Genomic DNA, 18913 nt, shown 5'->3' with positions numbered 1-18913 from the left:
ATCTCAAAAGCGTCAAAAAATTAACAATGCGGCTACATTTAGCCGCATTTTTTTATGCTTGCGGCAATTAATTGACTAAAAAACACTCTCTTTTAGGTGTCAGAGAGGATATAATGCCCAGCTTGAAGATTTTAAGGTATGGACGCTGACTTATTTGATGTGAGGTGTAGGTAAGTGGTATTCCCAATTATTTTATTTTTAGTTTTATCCAGTTTTTTACTTGGACAGGCTGCTTTTAATGCCGGCTTACCTGTAAAACGGTGGGCGATGGCTGGTGCACTGTTTGGCCCTGCGGCTTATCCGCTGCTTAATTCGCATAAGCAACTGGCTTATCGTAAAGCGATGGGTAAGCAGGGCGCTTCGATAAACATGTAAACTGCAGCAATGGATATAAACAAAAAAAGGAGCTAAGCTCCTTTTTTTGTTTATATCACCCGTCATATCTCTCAGCTGATACTTAGTTCCACCAACCTTTGGCCGGGATCACTTCTAGATGATTTAGCCCTTCAGGTAGCTTAACTTTCTTACGAGCTGGTTTAGCGAGACCGAGTATTTGCATTATTGAATCAAACATAATTTATTCTCCTCTATGCCGCAGCTTGGTTAACAACTTTGATGTGTGGTACGCCAGCGGTAAGTAATGGTTTTACTTTGATGTGCGGTACGCCAGCTGTAAGTAATGGTTTTACTTTGATGTGTGGTACGCCAACTGTAAGTAATGGCTTCACTTTGATGTGCGGTACGCCAGCTGTAAGCAATGGTTTTACTTTGATGTGCGGTACGCCAGCTGTAAGGAATGGTTTAACTTTGATGTGCGGTACGCCAGCTGTAAGTAATGGTTTAACTTTGATGTGCGGTACGCCTGCAGTAAGCAATGGTTTTACTTTGATGTGCGGTACGCCAGCAGTAAGTAATGGTTTTACTTTGATGTGTGGTACGCCAGCAGTTTGCTGTGGCTTCACTTTGATGTGTGGTACGCCAGCAGTAAGTAATGGTTTAACTTTGATGTGGGGTACCCCAGCAGTAAGTAATGGTTTTACTTTGATGTGCGGTACGCCAGCTGTAAGCAATGGTTTTACTTTGATGTGGGGTACGCCAGCTGTAAGTAATGGTTTAACTTTGATGTGCGGTACGCCAGCAGTAAGTAATGGTTTTACTTTGATGTGTGGTACGCCAGCAGTTTGCTGTGGCTTCACCTTGATGTGCGGTACGCCAGCAGTAAGCAATGGTTTTACTTTGATGTGCGGTACGCCAGCAGTAAGTAATGGTTTAACTTTGATGTGCGGTACGCCAGCAGTAAGTAATGGCTTCACCTTGATGTGCGGTACGCCAGTGGTTTGCAGTGGCTTCACTTTGATGTGCGGAACCCCAGCAGTAAGTAATGGTTTAACTTTGATGTGCGGTACACCAGCAGTAAGTAATGGCTTCACCTTGATGTGCGGTACGCCAGCGGTTTGCAGTGGCTTCACTTTGATGTGAGGAACCCCAGCAGTAAGTAATGGTTTTACTTTGGAGTACGTTATATCAGTGTGATAAGCAGCTTGTAGGTCAATCATCAGATGATTGCTATTGAAGCTCTCTATTGACGTGTGGCTAGAAGCCATAGCAGGGAGTGAACATGCAAATGCAACTGAAGCAACTAATCCATTAATTATCTTTTTCATCTTAACCTTCTCAAAGTATCATTTTTTTGACTATTGAGAAGGTTGTTGCAGATGTTGTGCCAATGTTTACATCGTTGGGTTATTGCGCTTTATTTAGTGAGACTGCTTTTAATGGCTTAGCATTTGTATCATTGTGCAGAAGATTAGTGAACTCATGTTCGGTTACTGCTTTGCTATATATATAGCCTTGGATCTCTTCACATTTAAGTGCTCGTAAAATACTTAGTTGAGACGTTTCTTCCACACCTTCACCTACCACTGAAAGCCCCATATTGTGAGCGATAGTGATAATCGAGTCGACCATTTTCAAGTCGCGATCTGATTTATCGATATCATCAACGAAAGCTTTATCAATTTTAAGTGTATGGATTGGAAAGCGCTTTAAATATGACAACGAAGAATAACCCGTACCAAAGTCGTCGAGGGCTAAACTCACGCCCATTTTTGAGAGTTGCTGCATTACTTTTATCGCTTTCTCCGGCTCACGTATTACTGTTCCTTCGGTTATTTCAAGCTCTAAGTTTGCTGCAGGCAGCTGAGTTAGGCGTAATACAGATTCAATACGCTGTTGAAGATCGGGTAGAGCAAACTGTTTTGAGGACAAATTGACAGCCACACGACCATTAAATAAACCTTGAGAGCGCCATTTCTGCGCAGCAAAGCATGCTTTTCTTAGCACAATATCGCCAATTTCAACAATGAGTCCGTTCTCTTCGGCTAGCGGGATAAAGCTGTTAGGCGGAATTAAGCCATGTTCTGGATGATTTAAGCGAACCAGTGCTTCCATACCCGCCATATTACCTGTTTTTAAATCGATTTTTGGTTGGTAGTACACTTCAAACAGATCATCTTTAATACCTTCACGTATTAGGTTTTCCACCTCTAACTGCCTAATCGCATTCTTATTGAGTGATTCTGAATAGAATTGATAGCGATTACCGCCTCCAGATTTAGCATGGTACATCGCAATATCCGCTTTACGCAGCAGTGCTTGCTCGTTTTGATCGTCTTCAGGATACAACACAATACCGATACTTACGCCAACCACAACATTTTCAGCAGACAGTTGAAATGCAGTTTCAAAGGCATGGATAACGGTTTTTGCTATAACGGCACTGACACCAATATCAGGATTTTTGTCTATTAAAATAGCAAACTCATCTCCACCTAAACGATAAATGCTGGTGTGATGTGGCACGGCGGCTTGAATTCGTTCAGAGACTAAAATAAGTAACTCATCACCGACTTGGTGACCCAGAGAATCGTTAATTTTCTTAAAATTATCGAGATCTAAAACCATTAAGGTATGGTGAGAATCTCTTTTAACCAAGTTACCCAGCGTTACCATAAGGTTAGAACGGTTGGGGAGGTTAGTCAGTAAGTCGTTATTAGTGAGCTTTCTTAGCTCTTCTTCCTGCTGTTTACGTCGACTGACATCAGAGAAAATACCAACATAGTGAGACAATTCACCTTGGTCATCGTAAATGGCATCGATAGTTAATTCCATTAAAAAGCTAGTACCGTTGCCTCTTGCTGATTCGACTTCATTACTCCATCGACCTTGTTGCTTTAGTATGGAGCGGATCTGTTCGGAGTAACTATCAGGATATAGGTCAAAATTAAACAGTGTGCCAATAAAGTCCTTTTTACTTAGCATTGAAAGATCACAACAGGCCTCATTGACCTCTACAAAACAGAACTCGTTATCCAAAATAAACATACCTTCAGAAATATTCTGAATTGCACGCTCAAAAAGTCTCAGTTGTTCTTCGGCTTGCTTAAAGTTACTAATATTTTTGATTGTGCCTGTCATACGCAGTGCATTGTCATTCTCGTCACGCTCTACAATTTTTGCACGATCTAAAATCCACACCCAATCGTCAGACTTGCCTTTTACTCTGTAGGCGGCTTCAAAATGATCAGTTTCGCCATAAAAATGCTTATTCAAGGCATCACGTACTCGAATTTGGTCCATAGGGTGGATATTACTTTCTTCGCCCTCTTGACCTGAACGCTGACCATCTCTGGGAAATTCTAACGATCCCCAAATATTGGAACGATAAATTTGGCCTGTTTCAATGTCCCAATCCCACATCTCATCACCGCTACCCCACAATGACAACTTTAAGCGCTCTTCACTTTTTGCGATCTGCCTTTGAACAACTCTTCTTCTCATCGCAATTTTTATCGTCGCAATGGATATTAAAAGCACTACTATAAAATATAACGCTTTAGCTGGAGTTGATAACCACCATGGAGGGGTTATTTCTATGTTTAATCTTCTCTCTGTTCCTGGTTGGCTTGTCACAGGATCTATCGCATAAACTACAAATTCATAATCGCCAGGAGATAGATTTGTATAAGTAGCAGAATTAATACCTTCTGAATTAATTAACGACTCTGAAAGACCACGCATCTGGTAAATATAATTGATATCTTGTAGTGGACTTTTAGGGCTATGAAAAGATAATGTAAATGGATAGTCTGAATACTTTAGTCTAAGTTTTTCGGTTTTACTTAACTTGTTATTTAACACTCCTCCACTAGGTGTTTCAGGAATGTTAAATATCAATAGTTCATCGAGCGTTACATCCAGTTTTTCTCTTGATGATAAATATGTAATCAATTTTTTTATTGAAACAAAACTAACTCCAGAAATTCCGCCTATATATATCCCTTCATTTCCTTTTAAAATAGCATGAGTATTATACTCTTCCTGAACACCCAATTCTTTTGTTAAAGTGTATAAACTTCCATCTTTTTTGTTCTTTAAGATTATTTCATTTACAGAAGAGGCTAAAATAAAGTTGTTGTTTTGTGTTATTGAAAATATTGGGTTGTTCTTACTATATATCAATTCCACACTTCCATTTTTTGTGGATAGATATTCTAACCCTGAACTGGTTCCAAACAATATTTGCTCATTGAAAATGTCAATGCTGAGCACCATTTGCTTTGTATAAATTGGAGTGACCAAATCATTTGCAAGTTCAAATAATCCACCTTGTGTTGCGACGAATAATGAGTTGTTGTTTTCTTTTATATCAAAGACTGGGTTATCTTTGTCGATTATATATTCCTGTATAAATCCAGTATCAATATAGTATTGTAGAATACTTCCTGAAGTAGAACCGACATATATGCTTCCACCATCTTTTTTAGATTTGGCAATAAAAAAGCTACCATCAACAATGTTATTTATAATTCCGTCTGTTGTATTTATAGAGAAAAAACCTTTTGAGCTAGCGACATAAATTAGCTTTCCAATTTTAACCGCAGATTTAGGACCTTTGATTTTAGAATTATATAGTTCAATGATGTTTAGGTCTTTATCATATAGACGAATAAATTGATCATCAGAAGCGACCAGTAAATTATTTGTACTATTCGGAGAAATCGACCAAACATTGCCACTATTTACTATTTTATTTTTTATTAGGTTGCTATTGTCATCAATCATGAAAAAACCATTATTTTGGTTCAGAATAAATGTTTTCGTACGACCTCTAATTATTTGTGGGTGCTCTAAAGATTTTTCTGATACATTTAATTTTCCAATAAAAACTGGTTGTTCGACATTGTCTATCATGAATACTGAATTTTTGTTTAAACCAAAATTTAGACCAGACTGTTCTGTAACACTAATGAGTTTAGTTGTAGAAATTTGAGTCAACTTTTCATTGATATATTCGAATACTCCACTTTCTTTGAAAATAATTATTTTTCCATTAATTATTTTTATGGAGTTGGCATCGTTTGTTACTAAGTCAACACTATCGGAAATTGAATATATGACACCAGAATAGTTTCTAATGAACATCGTGTTTTCAAACATTATTATGTTTTTTACCGTGCCAAAGTCACCAGAGTATTTGTTTTTAAGTGATAATTTCTTGTTATTCAGTTCACTCAAAATGTATATAGCATTTTCAGTCCCAATAAATATATTATTGTCATATTCGTTGATCGTCCATATAGCATCATTTATCTCAAAGCCCAAATTTTTTGATGAGATTAGTTTATCTAGAGACGAATCATATATTGATAAACCTTTATCTGTACCAACATACATAGAGCCCGATTGACTGATATACAGACTTCTGATAAATGCACTTGCTAACTCGTTTCTTTCAGATGGGAAGTAATGTCGAAAGTGTTTACCGTCGTAGCGATTCAGGCCATTAAGGGTTCCAATCCAAACATAACCATCAGCATCTTCAACTATTGAGGTTAAGTTACTCTGCGAGAGCCCCTCGGGAACACCTAAAGCGACCGAGTTTAGCGTAAAAGCTATAGAGGACTGTATAGGGACAAAAGAGATGAGTAAAAAAAGTACAATTTTTAGTAATGTCTTAGGCATATTTTTAATTTTATTTTTAGTCAATGTCATAAGGCAACAGGGGTTAATACTCACCTTTTCAGAAAGTGAAGTCATTGTCAAAAACCTTCGTGTATTTTGTAGCTAATTATCATTATCTGTGTCCTTTTCAGTATGATATCTGTCCATTTAGCTTGTTTTTCTTCCTTTTTGATTCCTTTACCTCTCGATAAAAAATGTGGGGCGGATTCTATCCGCGCTCTAATTATCACTGAAATTATAGTCGTTAGTAATCAAATTGTTCAGCTTTAAGCTTGAACGCTCTAAGGTCTAGAATCATATTGTTGGACTCTAGTGGAGTTTGCTCTTGATGAGATTCTCCGGTGCTAAACAGCACGAGTCTGTCACAGTGCTTAGTGCGCATTTTATTCATAATGAATTTGATTAAATCAGAACGTGTTAATGTTTCAATTTGCGCTACAACTTGTTCGCGTTGATTAAATTGAAAGTCTTTATTACCTATGCTTGACCAATAGCGTTGACTGCGGGTCTTAAGGTTTGAGTCGTGCTCCATAACTTGGTTTATCAGACCTGTTTTAGTCGCCTCCCATTGCTCATTAGTTATTTGTAATATGGCGTAGGTAAAATCAGCAATAAACTCGTCAATGGCCTCAAGCAAAATCTGTGGGCCAGTGCTAGGTGATTGGATATAGAAAATGATACCAGGGTAGCGATTAAGAGGTAGGTAGCCTGTTCCTACCATATAACCTAGCTGTCTTTGGGTTCTTAACTCATGGAAAAAAGTTGAAGACATAGTGTGATTCAACAGGCTTAACACTGCCATATTATCAGGAGTCGCGGTATCAGATTGGTAATAGACAATAATACTACTGTCTTGGTGAGCGACTGGGATCTCTCTTAATAAGGTACCTTTATTGGTTAGATCAATTAACTCCCTCGATGACTCTGCACTTGGAGAGGTTACCAGCGAGAGAATTTTATCAAGTTTTATGCCAAGAGATTTTGCTTCACTCTCCAACCAGTCTCCGTAAACTAGTCCCTCTAGATGTACCTTTTCATAAAAGCTTTTAACATGCGCGTGCAGATCTTCAAGGGTTATGTCTTCAAGCAATTCAGCCATACGGCTAGGTTCAAAGCTGCGTTTTTGCAACGTGACAGTCAAGCTGGTAAAGAGCTGGGATATTGGCTTTGCCTGAGTATGGTTATACCAGCTGCGTAAAATTTGTCTTTTGATTAATTCAAAGCGACTTTGGGTAAAGTTTCGTTCACGTGCTTTTTCTATCACAAGAGACAAGAGTGCTTGTTGCTTGCCGGTGAAACCGGTTAAGTGAAGCGTGATCCCGCCTTGGTGTGGGTAGATATTGTAGCTAAGACCCGCCACTTCAGCTTGATAGGTGAACTCGGTCAGGTAATCGAGCAGCATCTCAACGTATAGTCTTGTTAGTGCAGCATGTTTTGGCGAAGCAGCGGCTTGTGCTGAGTCTAATGACAGATACAGATGCCCTTTAGGGACATTAAACTCATCATCTTTTCTGTGCCAAATACGATAGCCATCCTCTTGAGCAACGACTAGGGGCACTGCGCCATTGCTTTTCTCTGCTCTGGCAACGCAATGATCAATAATGAATGGGTTTGCTGCTGGTAGCGTTAATTCGGGGCGTATATTAGGCGTTGACCAACGTGTTAAATCATCCAAGGGAATTGGTCGTATTTGATAAGGAGAGTGGTACCAAGCGGCTTGTTTATCAGTATCAAGTTCAGGAGCAATAAGCTGTAACCGCATATTAGTTGGTGTCATCAATGCCAAAAGCTGCTCTGTTTCAGCAACGTTGAGACCATCCATTCGATAATCGCCGTATACAACATCTTCAATATCGTAGTGGTGCATGTTTATGCTTAAATGGCTTGCTAAATCTAATGCTTTTACTTGCTCTTGGTATTGAAACGCGACCTTGAGTAACGCAGCTCTTTCACCGTATCGCCAATCTTCAAGTCCATGTTCTTTAATCAAGGCAATATATTCAAAAGCACAGTCAATAACGAGCTTGAGATTGTTTAAACCTCTGTCTGTCAGTTGAATGCTGATATTGTAATCTTTGAAGTTATAGCCATTAACACCGCCCCCAGCAGAAAGGTTATTAGCGAGGCCTTGTTCCTTTAAATAAGAGAGTAAACTGCCTTTTCCTTCATATCCGAGAAGGTGGCTAATAAAGGTCAATGGTTTGTGTTTGTAGAAAGCTTCAAGGGCAGGTAGAGCAAATGTAATCGCAATTCGTCTTTGCTCTTTTAGCGGGACGATATTGATTTTTGATTGTAGCTGCTTGGCTAAATAAATAGGCGTGTCGGGGTATTGCACTGCTAGTTCTCGATGTTCTATTTGCCCAAAATAAAGCTTAGCTAGTTTGACTAATTCATCTAATTTATTTGGCGCGACAATGCACAACGTCATTTTGTTCGCGCTGTACTTCTCTTTATAAAAAGCGATTAACTCCGCTCTTAAATCTGATTCATCTCCTGCTAATGTTTCTAAATTGCCGACAGAGAACTTTGAAAATGGGTGAGCAGGATTGACGGTTTCTTTTTGTACTTGATAGACACGACGAATATCGTCCTTTAACTTCATGCTAAATTCGGATTCAATGGCGTGCCGCTCTCGTTCTACAAGCGCGACATCGAATAAAGGCGCGACGAAAAACTGACTAAACCTGTCCAGTGATTCCTCAAATTGTGCAGCGTTAATGCTATAAAAAAAGTTAGTGTGCTCAGTGCCTGTCCATGCGTTATTACTGCCGCCATGCTGATTGATAAAGGCAGAGTACTCGCCAGCTTCAGGAAACTTCTCTGTCCCCAAAAACAGCATATGTTCAAGAAAGTGAGCCATACCAGGTCGAGCAACTGGATCGTCGAAATGACCTACAGCTACTGCCATCGATGCAGCGGCTTCGGTTGACTGACTATCTTCGACTAGCAGTACCGCCAACCCATTGTCTAGGGTTAAACTACGGTACTTGCGGTGGTCATTTGGACTGGTGATAACTTTTTTATTTGTTGGCAAAAGCATTGCTCCAATTGATCGAACAGCACAAATCTAGATACTTACTTTAGTAATCTCTTACAGATAAAGCACGGGTAAAACCTAATTCCCATCAAGTAGCTGCATCAGTTCTTGGTGCCTAAGCACGTGTAGGAGGTGCTCAAGTTTACTGTAATAACTTAACTTGCCATCATTTTTACTTATCTTCAAACACAAGCTGGCTAAACAGCAAATAAACCTTTCTGTTTGGCTAAATATGGTGCAATTTTAGCTTGATGGCTGCTACGAGGGATAACGGTGTTATTTATCCTAAAGCGTGACTATGTGCTATTCGACTAATTAATAACAAAAAACGGTATGTTGCTGTCAATATTCAGACTACAATTAGCTAATAACAATAAAAATTGGGAGTAGCCACGAAGTATGCAGCTATTTTTAATGCGACATGGTGAAGCGGGCTTTAATGCCCACTCAGATAGAGAACGCACATTAACTGACTTAGGCCGCCAGCACACAGGCATGATGAGCAATTGGTTAGGTCAGAGCGTGACTGAGTTTGATTTAGTATTGGTAAGTCCATATTTGCGCGCACAACAAAGTTGGCAAGAGGTGCAGAAGCACTTTCCAAAGCCTAGAAAATGGCTAACCCTTGATGAACTTGTTCCTGCGGGCGATCCAGCGACTGTTGCCGATACCATTGTTGCCTATGCTGAACACTATGAGGCAGACAATGTACTGGTTTTAGCGCATATGCCGTTATTGGGGTATTTAGTGAGTGAATTGGTCCCAGGTATTGAGCCACCACTGTTTGCGACTTCAGGTACGACACTGATCACTAATACTGCGGGGAATACGTCATTAGAGTGGCAGTATGCACCGCATATGATTGGTTAAAATTGCTTTAATTTATTGCTAAAAAATGAGTCCGAATGGACTCATTTTTTATGGCATTAAAATCATTTTCTCAGCGACGATAGGGAAGGTCACCAATATCGATTAGCACCAGTAGAGCCGCATCACCGCCCCATTCTTTAGTGGCTTGGTGGAATGCTTTTACATGGGGATGCTGTGCTAACCACATCGGAATGTTCTGCTTTAAAATCCCTGTTCCATGACCATGCATAATGCAGCAACAGTGACTTTGCTGTTTTACACAGGCTTGGATCAGTGCTGCAAGCTCTAGCTTTGCTTCGGATTGCCGCATACCATGCAGATCTAATAAAAGATCTGGAGCGTAATCGCCACGTCGCAGACGCTTAACCTCAAAGCTATCAACATCGTCTCTTGCCCACTTCATTGGACCATTTTCTGGCAGCAAAGGTTGATAAGTATCTGAAAAGAAGCTGTCAGCGTGTAGCTGTTGCTCTTTTTCTTCAATCACTTTGCGATCTTTAGGCGCTGATTTGAAGTGGCGTTTGTTTTGCTCCAAAGGTTTCATTCCCTTTGTCAGCTCGGCAAATAGTGCCAATTCATCTTTATCTGTTTTTTTATTCATAAGGGTATTTTATTGAATCCGATGCCATATGAATAGAGTTCAGTTACAATGAGTCGGAATAAAAACGTTGGAGTGAATTTTGGATAAGATTTTTGTTGATGAAGCCGTTAATGAATTAAGAACTATCGGTGATATGTTGCGCTGGGGCGTCAGTCGTTTTAATGATGCTAATATTTACTATGGGCATGGTACTGACAATGCTTGGGATGAAGCAATTGCATTGGTATTTCATGCATTACACCTGCCAGAACAGCTTGGCCAACAAGTCATTCACTCTAACCTGACGATCAGTGAAAAACACAAAATCGTCGAGTTAATCATTCGTCGAGTGAGAGAGCGTTTACCGGTTCCATATCTTACTAATAAAGCGATGTTTGCCGGTTTAGAGTTTTATGTTGATGAAAGAGTGCTGGTTCCTCGTTCACCAATCGCTGAACTGATCGCTAACCGCTTTAGCCCTTGGCTATATAATAAGCAAGTTAATCGTGTGATGGATCTTTGTACTGGCAGCGGATGTATCGCAATCGCTTGTGCTTATGAGTTTGAAGATGCGGAAGTCGATGCATTGGATATTAGTGATGATGCTTTAGAAGTGGCGCAGATTAATATCGAGACACTGGGTGTCATGGATAGGGTCTTCCCAATGGAGTCGGATCTGTTTTCTGCGATTCCAAAAGGTCCGCAGTATGACTTGATTGTATCAAACCCTCCATATGTCGACGCCGAAGATATCGGTGATATGCCTGATGAGTATCATCATGAGCCTGAAATCGGTTTAGCATCAGGTCGTGATGGTTTAGATTTAACTAAGCGTATTTTGGCTAATGCTGCGGATTACCTAACAGAAGATGGCTTGTTGGTGGTTGAAGTGGGTAACTCTATGGTGCATATCATTGAGCAATTCCCTGACGTGCCATTCACTTGGGCAAGCTTTGAAAATGGTGGTGATGGGGTGTTTATCCTCACACGTGATCAGCTAGTTGAGAATGAATCACTATTCGTTATCTACAAAGATAGTGAATAATAGCGGTTAGCCATCTAGCTTAATGTGGCTGCTATATGTGAGTACCTACTTCGTTTTGTGCAGTGGGTACTAATCTAATTATGAAAATTGAGGTGTAGAAAACCAATGTCGGGAAACAGTATTGGGCAAAATTTTGTCGTCACAACATTTGGCGAGAGCCATGGAGTCGCCTTAGGTTGTATTATTGATGGTTGCCCTCCAGGTGTTGAGTTAAGTGAAGTTGATATGCAACACGACCTAGACCGGCGCCGACCTGGAACCTCTCGATATACTACCGCTCGTCGTGAAGCTGATGAAGTGCGCATCTTATCTGGCGTGTTTGAAGGGCAAACAACAGGTACTTCAATCGGGCTTTTGATTGAAAATACCGACCAACGCAGCAAAGACTACTCAAACATTAAAGATCTATTCCGTCCTGGTCACGCTGACTACACCTATCAGCAAAAGTATGGCGTGAGAGATTATCGTGGTGGTGGCCGTTCATCGGCGCGTGAAACCGCCATGAGAGTGGCTGCTGGTGCAGTTGCTAAAAAGTATTTAAAGCAAGTTCATGGTGTTGAGATTAATGCTTACCTATCACAGCTTGGACCAATCAAAGCAGAAACTGTTGATTTTGCTGAAATAGAAAAAAATGCATTTTTCTTCCCTGATGCATCAAAGCTTGATGCTTTAGATGAATATATGCGTGATCTTAAGAAAAGTGGTGACTCCATTGGCGCTAAAGTAACCGTGGTCGCAACGGGCGTGCCTGTTGGCTTAGGTGAGCCGGTTTTTGATCGATTAGATGCAGAAGTTGCCCATGCTTTAATGGGTATTAATGCGGTAAAAGGCGTTGAAATTGGTGATGGTTTTGAAGTGGTCAATCAAAAAGGTTCTGAGCATCGTGATTTGATGTCACCAGAAGGTTTTGCTTCCAATCATGCTGGCGGCATACTCGGTGGGATCTCATCAGGCCAACCAATTGTTGCCCACATAGCAATGAAACCAACGTCAAGCATTAGCGTGCCTGGCGAAAGTATGACGGCACAAGGCGACTCAGCCGAAGTGATCACCAAAGGCAGACACGACCCATGCGTAGGCATTCGTGCTGTACCCATTGCAGAAGCAATGTTAGCGATAGTATTAATGGATCATTTACTACGTCACCGTGCACAAAATATGGATGTGAATAGCAGTACACCAGTTATCGGAATGCGTTAATGTTTCAGCCCAAAAACACAGAGCAGCAATTACGCTGGCTCTGTGCTTGTTATTTCTTCTTTTTTTCTATTCTTGGCGTCATGGTGCCTTACTTAGGCGTATTTTTTGATAGCCGTGGCTTTAATGCGCAAGAGATCGGTTTTCTGCTTGCCATTTTAATGGGCACTCGCATCATTGCGCCTAATCTATGGGCAATTGTTGCTGATAGAACGGGCATGCGTTCAGAACTTATTAAAATCGGCGCCGGCGCTGCAGCTGTCTCTTATCTAAGCTTTTTCTACGATGGCAGCTTGACCTATCTCGCAATCAGTCTTGCTGTTTATACCTTCTTTTGGAACGCTATTTTGGCGCAACTAGAGGTTATCACCTTAGAAACCCTTGGCGAAAACGCGACACGCTATGGCGCTATTCGTAGTTGGGGCAGTGTTGGTTATATCGTTTTAGTGGTTGGCGGTGGCTTTGCTATTGGCCATTGGGGGCCACAAATTCTCCCTTATATCGGTATGGCACTGTTTATCGGTATGTTAGCCAGCGCATTGCCGCTGCCGGCAAATAGAGCAAAGATAGAGAAAGAAGTTAAACGGCAACCTCTCGCATTTAATAAAGCGGTTATTTGGTTTCTTATTTCAGCCATGTTGCTGCAAATGAGTGCAGGTCCTTTTTATGGTTTCTTTGTTTTATACCTAAAACAGGCGGGTTATACCGAAGCCGTTGCGGGGATATTTGTCGCTTTGGGTGTGGTTGCAGAAATCATCATGTTTATGTATGCCCCCAAGCTACTTGGCCGTTTTGGAGTAAAGTTTCTACTGTTTATTAGTATTGCACTGACTGCCGTGCGTTGGTTGTTACTTGCTTTTGGGGTAGACAGTTTATTGTGGTTAAGTTTGAGCCAAGTTTTGCATGCTTTCACCTTCGGGCTAACACACGCAGCGTCGATTCAGTTTGTACATAAGCATTTTGATATAAGCCGACGTAGCCAAGGGCAAGCGCTTTATGCCAGCTTAAGTTTTGGTGTTGGCGGGGCATTAGGTACTTGGTTATGCGGTATTATTTGGGGAGATGGCTCTGGCGCCGTGACGACTTGGGTCTTTGCTGCGTTTTGTGCTGTTCTGTCAATGATTGCAGTATTGTTTATCCCCTCATCGAAACCTGAGATTAATCGTGAAGCGAGCACTGCCTAGTATGTGTTTAATGACGGTTAGTTTGACTTTAAATGGAGTTTGTCAAAGTGAGTAAGTTTCGTCTTGGTTTGATTATAAATCCACTTGCGGGATTAGGTGGTAGTGTCGGCTTAAAAGGCAGTGATGGCGTTGCCGAAATAGCGTTAGCGAAAGGGGCTGAGCCCAAATCTCATCTGCGAATGGAGCAAGCTTTAAACGTTGTTTTACCTTATCAAGACCGAATAGAGGTGATAACGGCTTCAGGTGATATGGGAGAAACGCTGGCGCGAAATATGGGCTTTAATGTTCGCGTCGTTTATCAGGCACCGACTGACACCGCAGCGCAAGATACTCAGGCTGTTGTGACTGAACTGCTCAACGAAACATTAGATCTATTATTGTTTGCGGGTGGTGATGGTACAGCACGAGATATTTACGCGATTGCTGACGATAACATACCAGTACTTGGTGTGCCGGCTGGGGTGAAGATCCATTCAGGTGTTTATGGCATTACCCCTCACGCATCAGGCGTGGTGCTGAAAATGCTGCTAGAAGGTGAGTTAGTGAGTTTGATGAGCGCTGACGTGATGGATATCGACGAAGCCGCATTTAGAACGGGAGTCGTTAAAGCTAAGTGCTTTGGCGAAATGCTGGTTCCTGCAGAGCCGCGCTATGTGCAAGCGGTGAAAATGGGCGGCAAGGAAACCGATGAGTTAGTACTTGCAGATATTGCTGCTGAGGCTATTGAGTTAATGGAAGATGAGCTCGTTGTAATAGGCTCTGGTAGCACGGTTGCTGCAGTCATGGAGGAGCTTGGTCTAGACAATACTCTACTCGGTGTCGATCTCATTCAACAACAGCAACTTCTTGCCAGTGATCTGTCAGCTGAAGAGTTACTTAAACTCACCGAAAACCAGTCGGTTAAGCTATTCATAACCCTTATTGGTGGACAAGGTCATATATTAGGTCGAGGTAATCAACAGTTATCACCACAACTAATAAGACGAGTAGGCAAAAACAATATTGTTATTTTAGCGACAAAAACAAAGCTAAAAGCACTTGAAGGACGGCCACTAATTGTGGATAGTGGCGACCCTAAACTAGATAAAGAGCTAACAGGTTATTATAAAGTGGTGACTGGCTATCACGATTATGTGATGTATCAAGTGGCCAACCCCGATTTAGCCTAGCTAACACGACTGCATGAATTGCGTCGAATATCGTTAATTATTACCTATTGGAATAAGCCCAATAGTTTGAGATTGTGGAGCACTCAATGATAGAGAAGTATGAGCAAACCCTTCAAGATTGGATAGAAAGCATTGTTGCAGAAGGTGACGATGATGCCCTATTTGCCAGCGGATACCTACAAGGGCACTTTGCGGTAGTGCTATCAAAACTAGAGAATGAAAGCGAGCAAGGCACTCAAGCGCTAGCATTGCAGATGGTTGAGTGTTTAGCACTTGCTCGAGAAGAGCTTGATGATAATGACTACGCACTTGTTAATGATGCTTGGTTACAGCTAAGCAGTAAGTTAGCTGCTTAAGCCAATCATGTCTGAGTTATTAAGTTTATGAGTATTCAGCGATATAGCGCAATAGGGTTATTAAACCCTAAAAGCCCTACCAATGTCGGCGGCATAATGCGCGCAGCGGGTTGTTACCGCGCTGATGCGGTTTTCTATACCGGCAGACGTTATCCATTAGCCGCGAGTAATGGTAACGCACAGTATAATACCGATACTAAAGCGGCGAGCGAGCAGATCCCACTGACTGGAGTAGAATCTCTTGTTGATGCCGTTGCAGCAGATGTGACTGTTGTTTGTGTTGATTTGGTAGAGGGGGCCATCCCACTACCTGAATTTGTGCACCCAGACAAAGCGATATACATCTTTGGTCCAGAAGACGGCACTATCAGTCAACAAGTGATTAATCGCGCCGATGCTGTTGTATATGTGCCGACAGTGGGTTGTATGAACTTAGCTGCATCGGTTAACGTTTTACTTTATGACAGGCTGGCTAAATCAGCAACTACCGTCACTGGTGATGAGTTGATCCGTACTAGCCGTGATACTAATAATCGAGTTAGAGTAAAACGCTAGTCCAGAGAGTTTTAAACCTAATTGAGCCACAGCTAAGACTGTGGCTTTTTTGTCGGTTTAATTTACTGTACTAATTGCTTACTTGTTTTCATTGCAACATTGACCTAGTTGAAATTAGCTACCATATTTAATTTGAATCTCTTTTACTAAAGGACTGATTAAATGAAGCTATTTTTAAAGGGGTGTTTGATACTATTTATCATATCCACAGCTGGTTGTGCGACAAAAACACCCACATTAGAGACTGGACCTGATGCTCAAGTGACCAAAGACGGTTTAGTTAAAATCGACAACTCAGTATTGGACCTTTCTTTTGCAAAACCCAATGTTGATTGGGGTAAGTATACAAAACTCTATTTCAAAGCCGCTACCGTTACCAATGACCACCCTGCAGATTATAAACCACCACGAATTGATCGAAGAGCTGATGGACTGAATGCCACCTATGATCTCCCCGAAAAAGCGTTAAATAGGATGGCGACTGAGTTTGGTGTGATTGTCGCTAGCGTGTTTAATGAAGATCAGCCTTTTGAGCTTGTCGATAAAGCTGGGCCTAGCACTTTGGTTATTGAAGTCGCAGTCACTGATATTCGATTAAGCGCTCCAGTAGAGAGCTCTCGGCGCAGTTACAGCTCAATGGGAAAAACTTACACACAAAACTCCGGTTCAATGATGTTGCTTGCTGTCGTGAAGGATGGCCAGAGTGGAGAAGTGCTAGCAAAAGCTGCCGATCGTGGAGAAGGATTTGACCAATGGCAGCAAAATACTCAAGTCTTCAATTGGGGTGACGTTAAAACCGTCTATCGTCGTTGGGTTAATGACTTTAAGAATGCCCTAATGATGGCGGGTGCTGAGTAGTTTAAACAGTCAGACGCCTTGATGGGCGTCTGACTGTAAGTTATTTGGCAACTAACTAACTAACTAACGAACTAACTAACTAACTAACTAACTAACTAACTAACTAACCTCTAACGCCTTACCTTTAAGCAGCTTTCGCATCCACATTCTGTTCGGATTTAAAAGCGCGACAAATTCCGTGCTGAGTGGCATGGCTTCACCACAGATCTGAGCGGCTAATGCTTCAGCGGCTAGCAGGCCTGAGCTTAAGCCTCGAGAACCTAGTCCACCTAGAATATATAAACCTTTGTGCACTGGCGCTGGCGTGTTTTGCCAAAACTTCCTACTTGCAGGAGTGAGTTGGTGATTATTGTAGAGCGACATGATTGCATCTAGGTCAGGAGCGGGTCCCATCATAGGAGCATGATCGCGAGTTACCATGCGCACACCGACTCGGGCACTGTGTTTGGATATATCTATGTCGCGGTTCCAATCTTTATCTAAATAGCTATGTTGGATCTTGTGTAGGTTATCGACTTGCTCTTGTGGGCTATAAGCCAAGTTGTCGGCATCTTTTACATAACTTGCGCCCAAACAATGTAGGGCATTATTCACCGGGGTCATGTAACCATGTGCACATAATACGGTACTGAGCTTAGATAGCTTAGATCTTGTTGGTGCATGGCTAACTTGACCTCTAAAACCTGTGACTTGTAGATGCTTAGTCTGCTCAAAGCGAGTAAGAGACTTACCGTTGGCAACCACCACCGTTTTGTATGGACCAAGGCGTTGTTGATTATTGATTAAATACCAGCCACCATTAGACTTTTCAAGTGCCGTTATCTGAGTGTTTAATTGCACGCTAACATCAGATAACTGCTGCGCCCGTGCAAATGATGCTTTGGTGAGATCTTGCGGTGCGACCCAGCCACCTAAAGGGTAAAAAATCCCAGCTTCATTAATCTCTACACCAGCAATTTCGCTTGATTGCTTTTCGTCAACGGCATGAGCGATATCAGTGTTCCACGGATGACCATTAATTATCTTCTGTACTCGCTTTCGGCTGCGTTCATCATGGCCGGTATGCAGTACGCCGCAGAGGTCAAAATCTATCGGGTACTTGTTAGCAGCAAGTGTGTTTAGGCGATGCAGGCTAAAGAGGTAGGCCTGCTGGAAGTACTGACTTAAGCTATTGTTGTCAGGCGTGAGCAGTGGGTAGATAGCGCCCTGTTTGTTACCCGATGCCGCTTGAGCCAGCTCGCTATCTTCACAAAATACACTGATTTTTTTATGTCGCTCTGCCAGCGATAAAACTAAACTTGCACTCGCAATTCCACCACCGATTACGGCAATCTCTGTGGCACTTTCTGCAGCTTGAATTGGATAGGGCGCTTGTTGCCCAAATTGCTGAGCTCGAAGAGCTTGTCGCTCCATTAGCAGAACATTATCTATATTAATTGGATCTGAACTGCTCATAGAGTTTTCAGCGATAAACCCAACCATATCACTTAGTGTTAGCAGCGCTTGTCGATTCTCAATAGGCAGTTCAGCTGATATTAGGCAGTGACAGTTATCTTGGCTGTGTTTGGACATTTGCCAGAATAACGCTTGCGAAATCGATTGTGCTTCAAATCTAGCAGTGCACAGCCAATGAGATATTAAATGGTTGCTGAGTGGCTGTTTACGTAATTGTTGCTCATAATCTCCTAAGTGGAAATCAATAACGAGCCTACCATGGTTCAACTTTACCCGCTGGCAGCCGGCAATTGCGACGAGGTGAGTTTCTGCTCCAGCCTGTGACATGGCCTTAAACTGCTGAGAGGCAAAAAGTTGTTCAATATGTTCATCAAGGACACAAAAGATCTTTAATGTTAGCGGACCGTTCAAAGTTGAATGCAGTTTTATCAGCTCAAAAATCTGGCTTACAGATCCTAATCCGAGCATCGCTATGCAGAGATGTTCGCTGTTGTTAGTCGCTATGATTGATCTAATGTTGTTACTGACTGTCATGGTTATGTCTTTAATGTTAAATTAAACCCTCACAAAAACAGGGTAGGAT

Annotated in this window: 14 protein-coding genes; 9 read left to right on the top strand and 5 right to left on the bottom strand. The window is 41.7% G+C overall.

Features of this window, described 5'->3' with window-relative positions:
- Positions 1-174: 174 nt before the first annotated feature.
- Positions 175-375: a hypothetical protein gene (locus K5R16_RS10985; protein WP_220737605.1), complete on the top strand. Its 201-nt coding sequence runs from the start codon at positions 175-177 to the stop codon at positions 373-375.
- 212 nt (positions 376-587) lie between these two features.
- On the opposite strand, the gene K5R16_RS10980 is transcribed toward K5R16_RS10985, so the two are convergent.
- From K5R16_RS10980 to K5R16_RS10970, 3 genes are all read right to left on the bottom strand, one after another.
- Positions 588-1664 (bottom strand): hypothetical protein, encoded by a 1077-nt coding sequence (locus K5R16_RS10980; protein ID WP_220737604.1) that lies wholly within the window; start codon positions 1662-1664, stop codon positions 588-590.
- Between the two features lie 79 nt (positions 1665-1743).
- Positions 1744-6024 (bottom strand): EAL domain-containing protein, encoded by a 4281-nt coding sequence (locus K5R16_RS10975; RefSeq protein ID WP_220737627.1) that lies wholly within the window; start codon positions 6022-6024, stop codon positions 1744-1746.
- A gap of 244 nt (positions 6025-6268) precedes the next feature.
- Positions 6269-9058 carry an insulinase family protein gene (locus K5R16_RS10970; protein WP_220737603.1) on the bottom strand — a complete coding sequence of 930 codons (2790 nt, stop codon included), beginning with the start codon at positions 9056-9058 and terminating at the stop codon, positions 6269-6271.
- A gap of 402 nt (positions 9059-9460) precedes the next feature.
- On the opposite strand from K5R16_RS10970, the gene sixA reads away from it, so the two are divergent.
- A complete protein-coding gene (gene sixA, locus K5R16_RS10965) occupies positions 9461-9931 on the top strand; it encodes a phosphohistidine phosphatase SixA (RefSeq protein ID WP_220737602.1) in 471 nt (156 codons plus the stop codon).
- 70 nt (positions 9932-10001) lie between these two features.
- Here sixA and smrB read toward each other — a convergent pair whose 3' ends face one another.
- Positions 10002-10532 (bottom strand): endonuclease SmrB, encoded by a 531-nt coding sequence (smrB, locus tag K5R16_RS10960; RefSeq protein WP_220737601.1) that lies wholly within the window; start codon positions 10530-10532, stop codon positions 10002-10004.
- 79 nt (positions 10533-10611) lie between these two features.
- On the opposite strand from smrB, the gene prmB reads away from it, so the two are divergent.
- The 7 genes from prmB (at position 10612) to K5R16_RS10925 (ending at position 16875) form a co-directional block, all read left to right on the top strand.
- Positions 10612-11556, top strand: a complete 945-nt coding sequence (prmB, locus tag K5R16_RS10955; RefSeq protein ID WP_220737600.1) for a 50S ribosomal protein L3 N(5)-glutamine methyltransferase — start codon at positions 10612-10614, stop codon at positions 11554-11556.
- A gap of 105 nt (positions 11557-11661) precedes the next feature.
- Positions 11662-12756, top strand: a complete 1095-nt coding sequence (gene aroC / locus K5R16_RS10950) for a chorismate synthase (RefSeq protein WP_220737599.1) — start codon at positions 11662-11664, stop codon at positions 12754-12756.
- A complete protein-coding gene (locus K5R16_RS10945; protein WP_220737598.1) occupies positions 12756-13937 on the top strand; it encodes an MFS transporter in 1182 nt (393 codons plus the stop codon). Before aroC ends, K5R16_RS10945 begins: the two co-directional genes overlap by 1 nt.
- A 47-nt stretch (positions 13938-13984) precedes the next feature.
- Complete coding sequence (locus K5R16_RS10940) at positions 13985-15106, top strand: ATP-NAD kinase family protein (protein WP_220737597.1); 1122 nt, start codon at positions 13985-13987, stop codon at positions 15104-15106.
- 86 nt (positions 15107-15192) lie between these two features.
- Entirely contained in the window at positions 15193-15462 is a 270-nt protein-coding gene (locus tag K5R16_RS10935; protein WP_220737596.1) for a YfcL family protein, read from the top strand.
- Between the two features lie 27 nt (positions 15463-15489).
- Positions 15490-16017, top strand: coding sequence for an RNA methyltransferase (locus tag K5R16_RS10930; protein ID WP_220737595.1), 528 nt, complete (start codon positions 15490-15492; stop codon positions 16015-16017).
- Positions 16018-16179: 162 nt separating this feature from the next.
- The gene (locus tag K5R16_RS10925; RefSeq protein WP_220737594.1) at positions 16180-16875 is read left to right on the top strand and encodes a DUF3313 family protein; all 696 of its coding nucleotides are present in this window, start codon (positions 16180-16182) and stop codon (positions 16873-16875) included.
- Positions 16876-16974: 99 nt separating this feature from the next.
- On the opposite strand, the gene mnmC is transcribed toward K5R16_RS10925, so the two are convergent.
- Complete coding sequence (mnmC, locus tag K5R16_RS10920) at positions 16975-18864, bottom strand: FAD-dependent 5-carboxymethylaminomethyl-2-thiouridine(34) oxidoreductase MnmC (RefSeq protein WP_220737593.1); 1890 nt, start codon at positions 18862-18864, stop codon at positions 16975-16977.
- Positions 18865-18913 lie beyond the last annotated feature (49 nt).

Origin of the sequence: Shewanella sp. c952, assembly GCF_019654975.1 — a bacterium.
Taxonomy (GTDB): Bacteria; Pseudomonadota; Gammaproteobacteria; order Enterobacterales; family Shewanellaceae; genus Shewanella.
The sequence above is the reverse complement of the archived record's forward strand: the minus strand, read 5'-3'. Positions and strand labels throughout refer to the sequence as shown.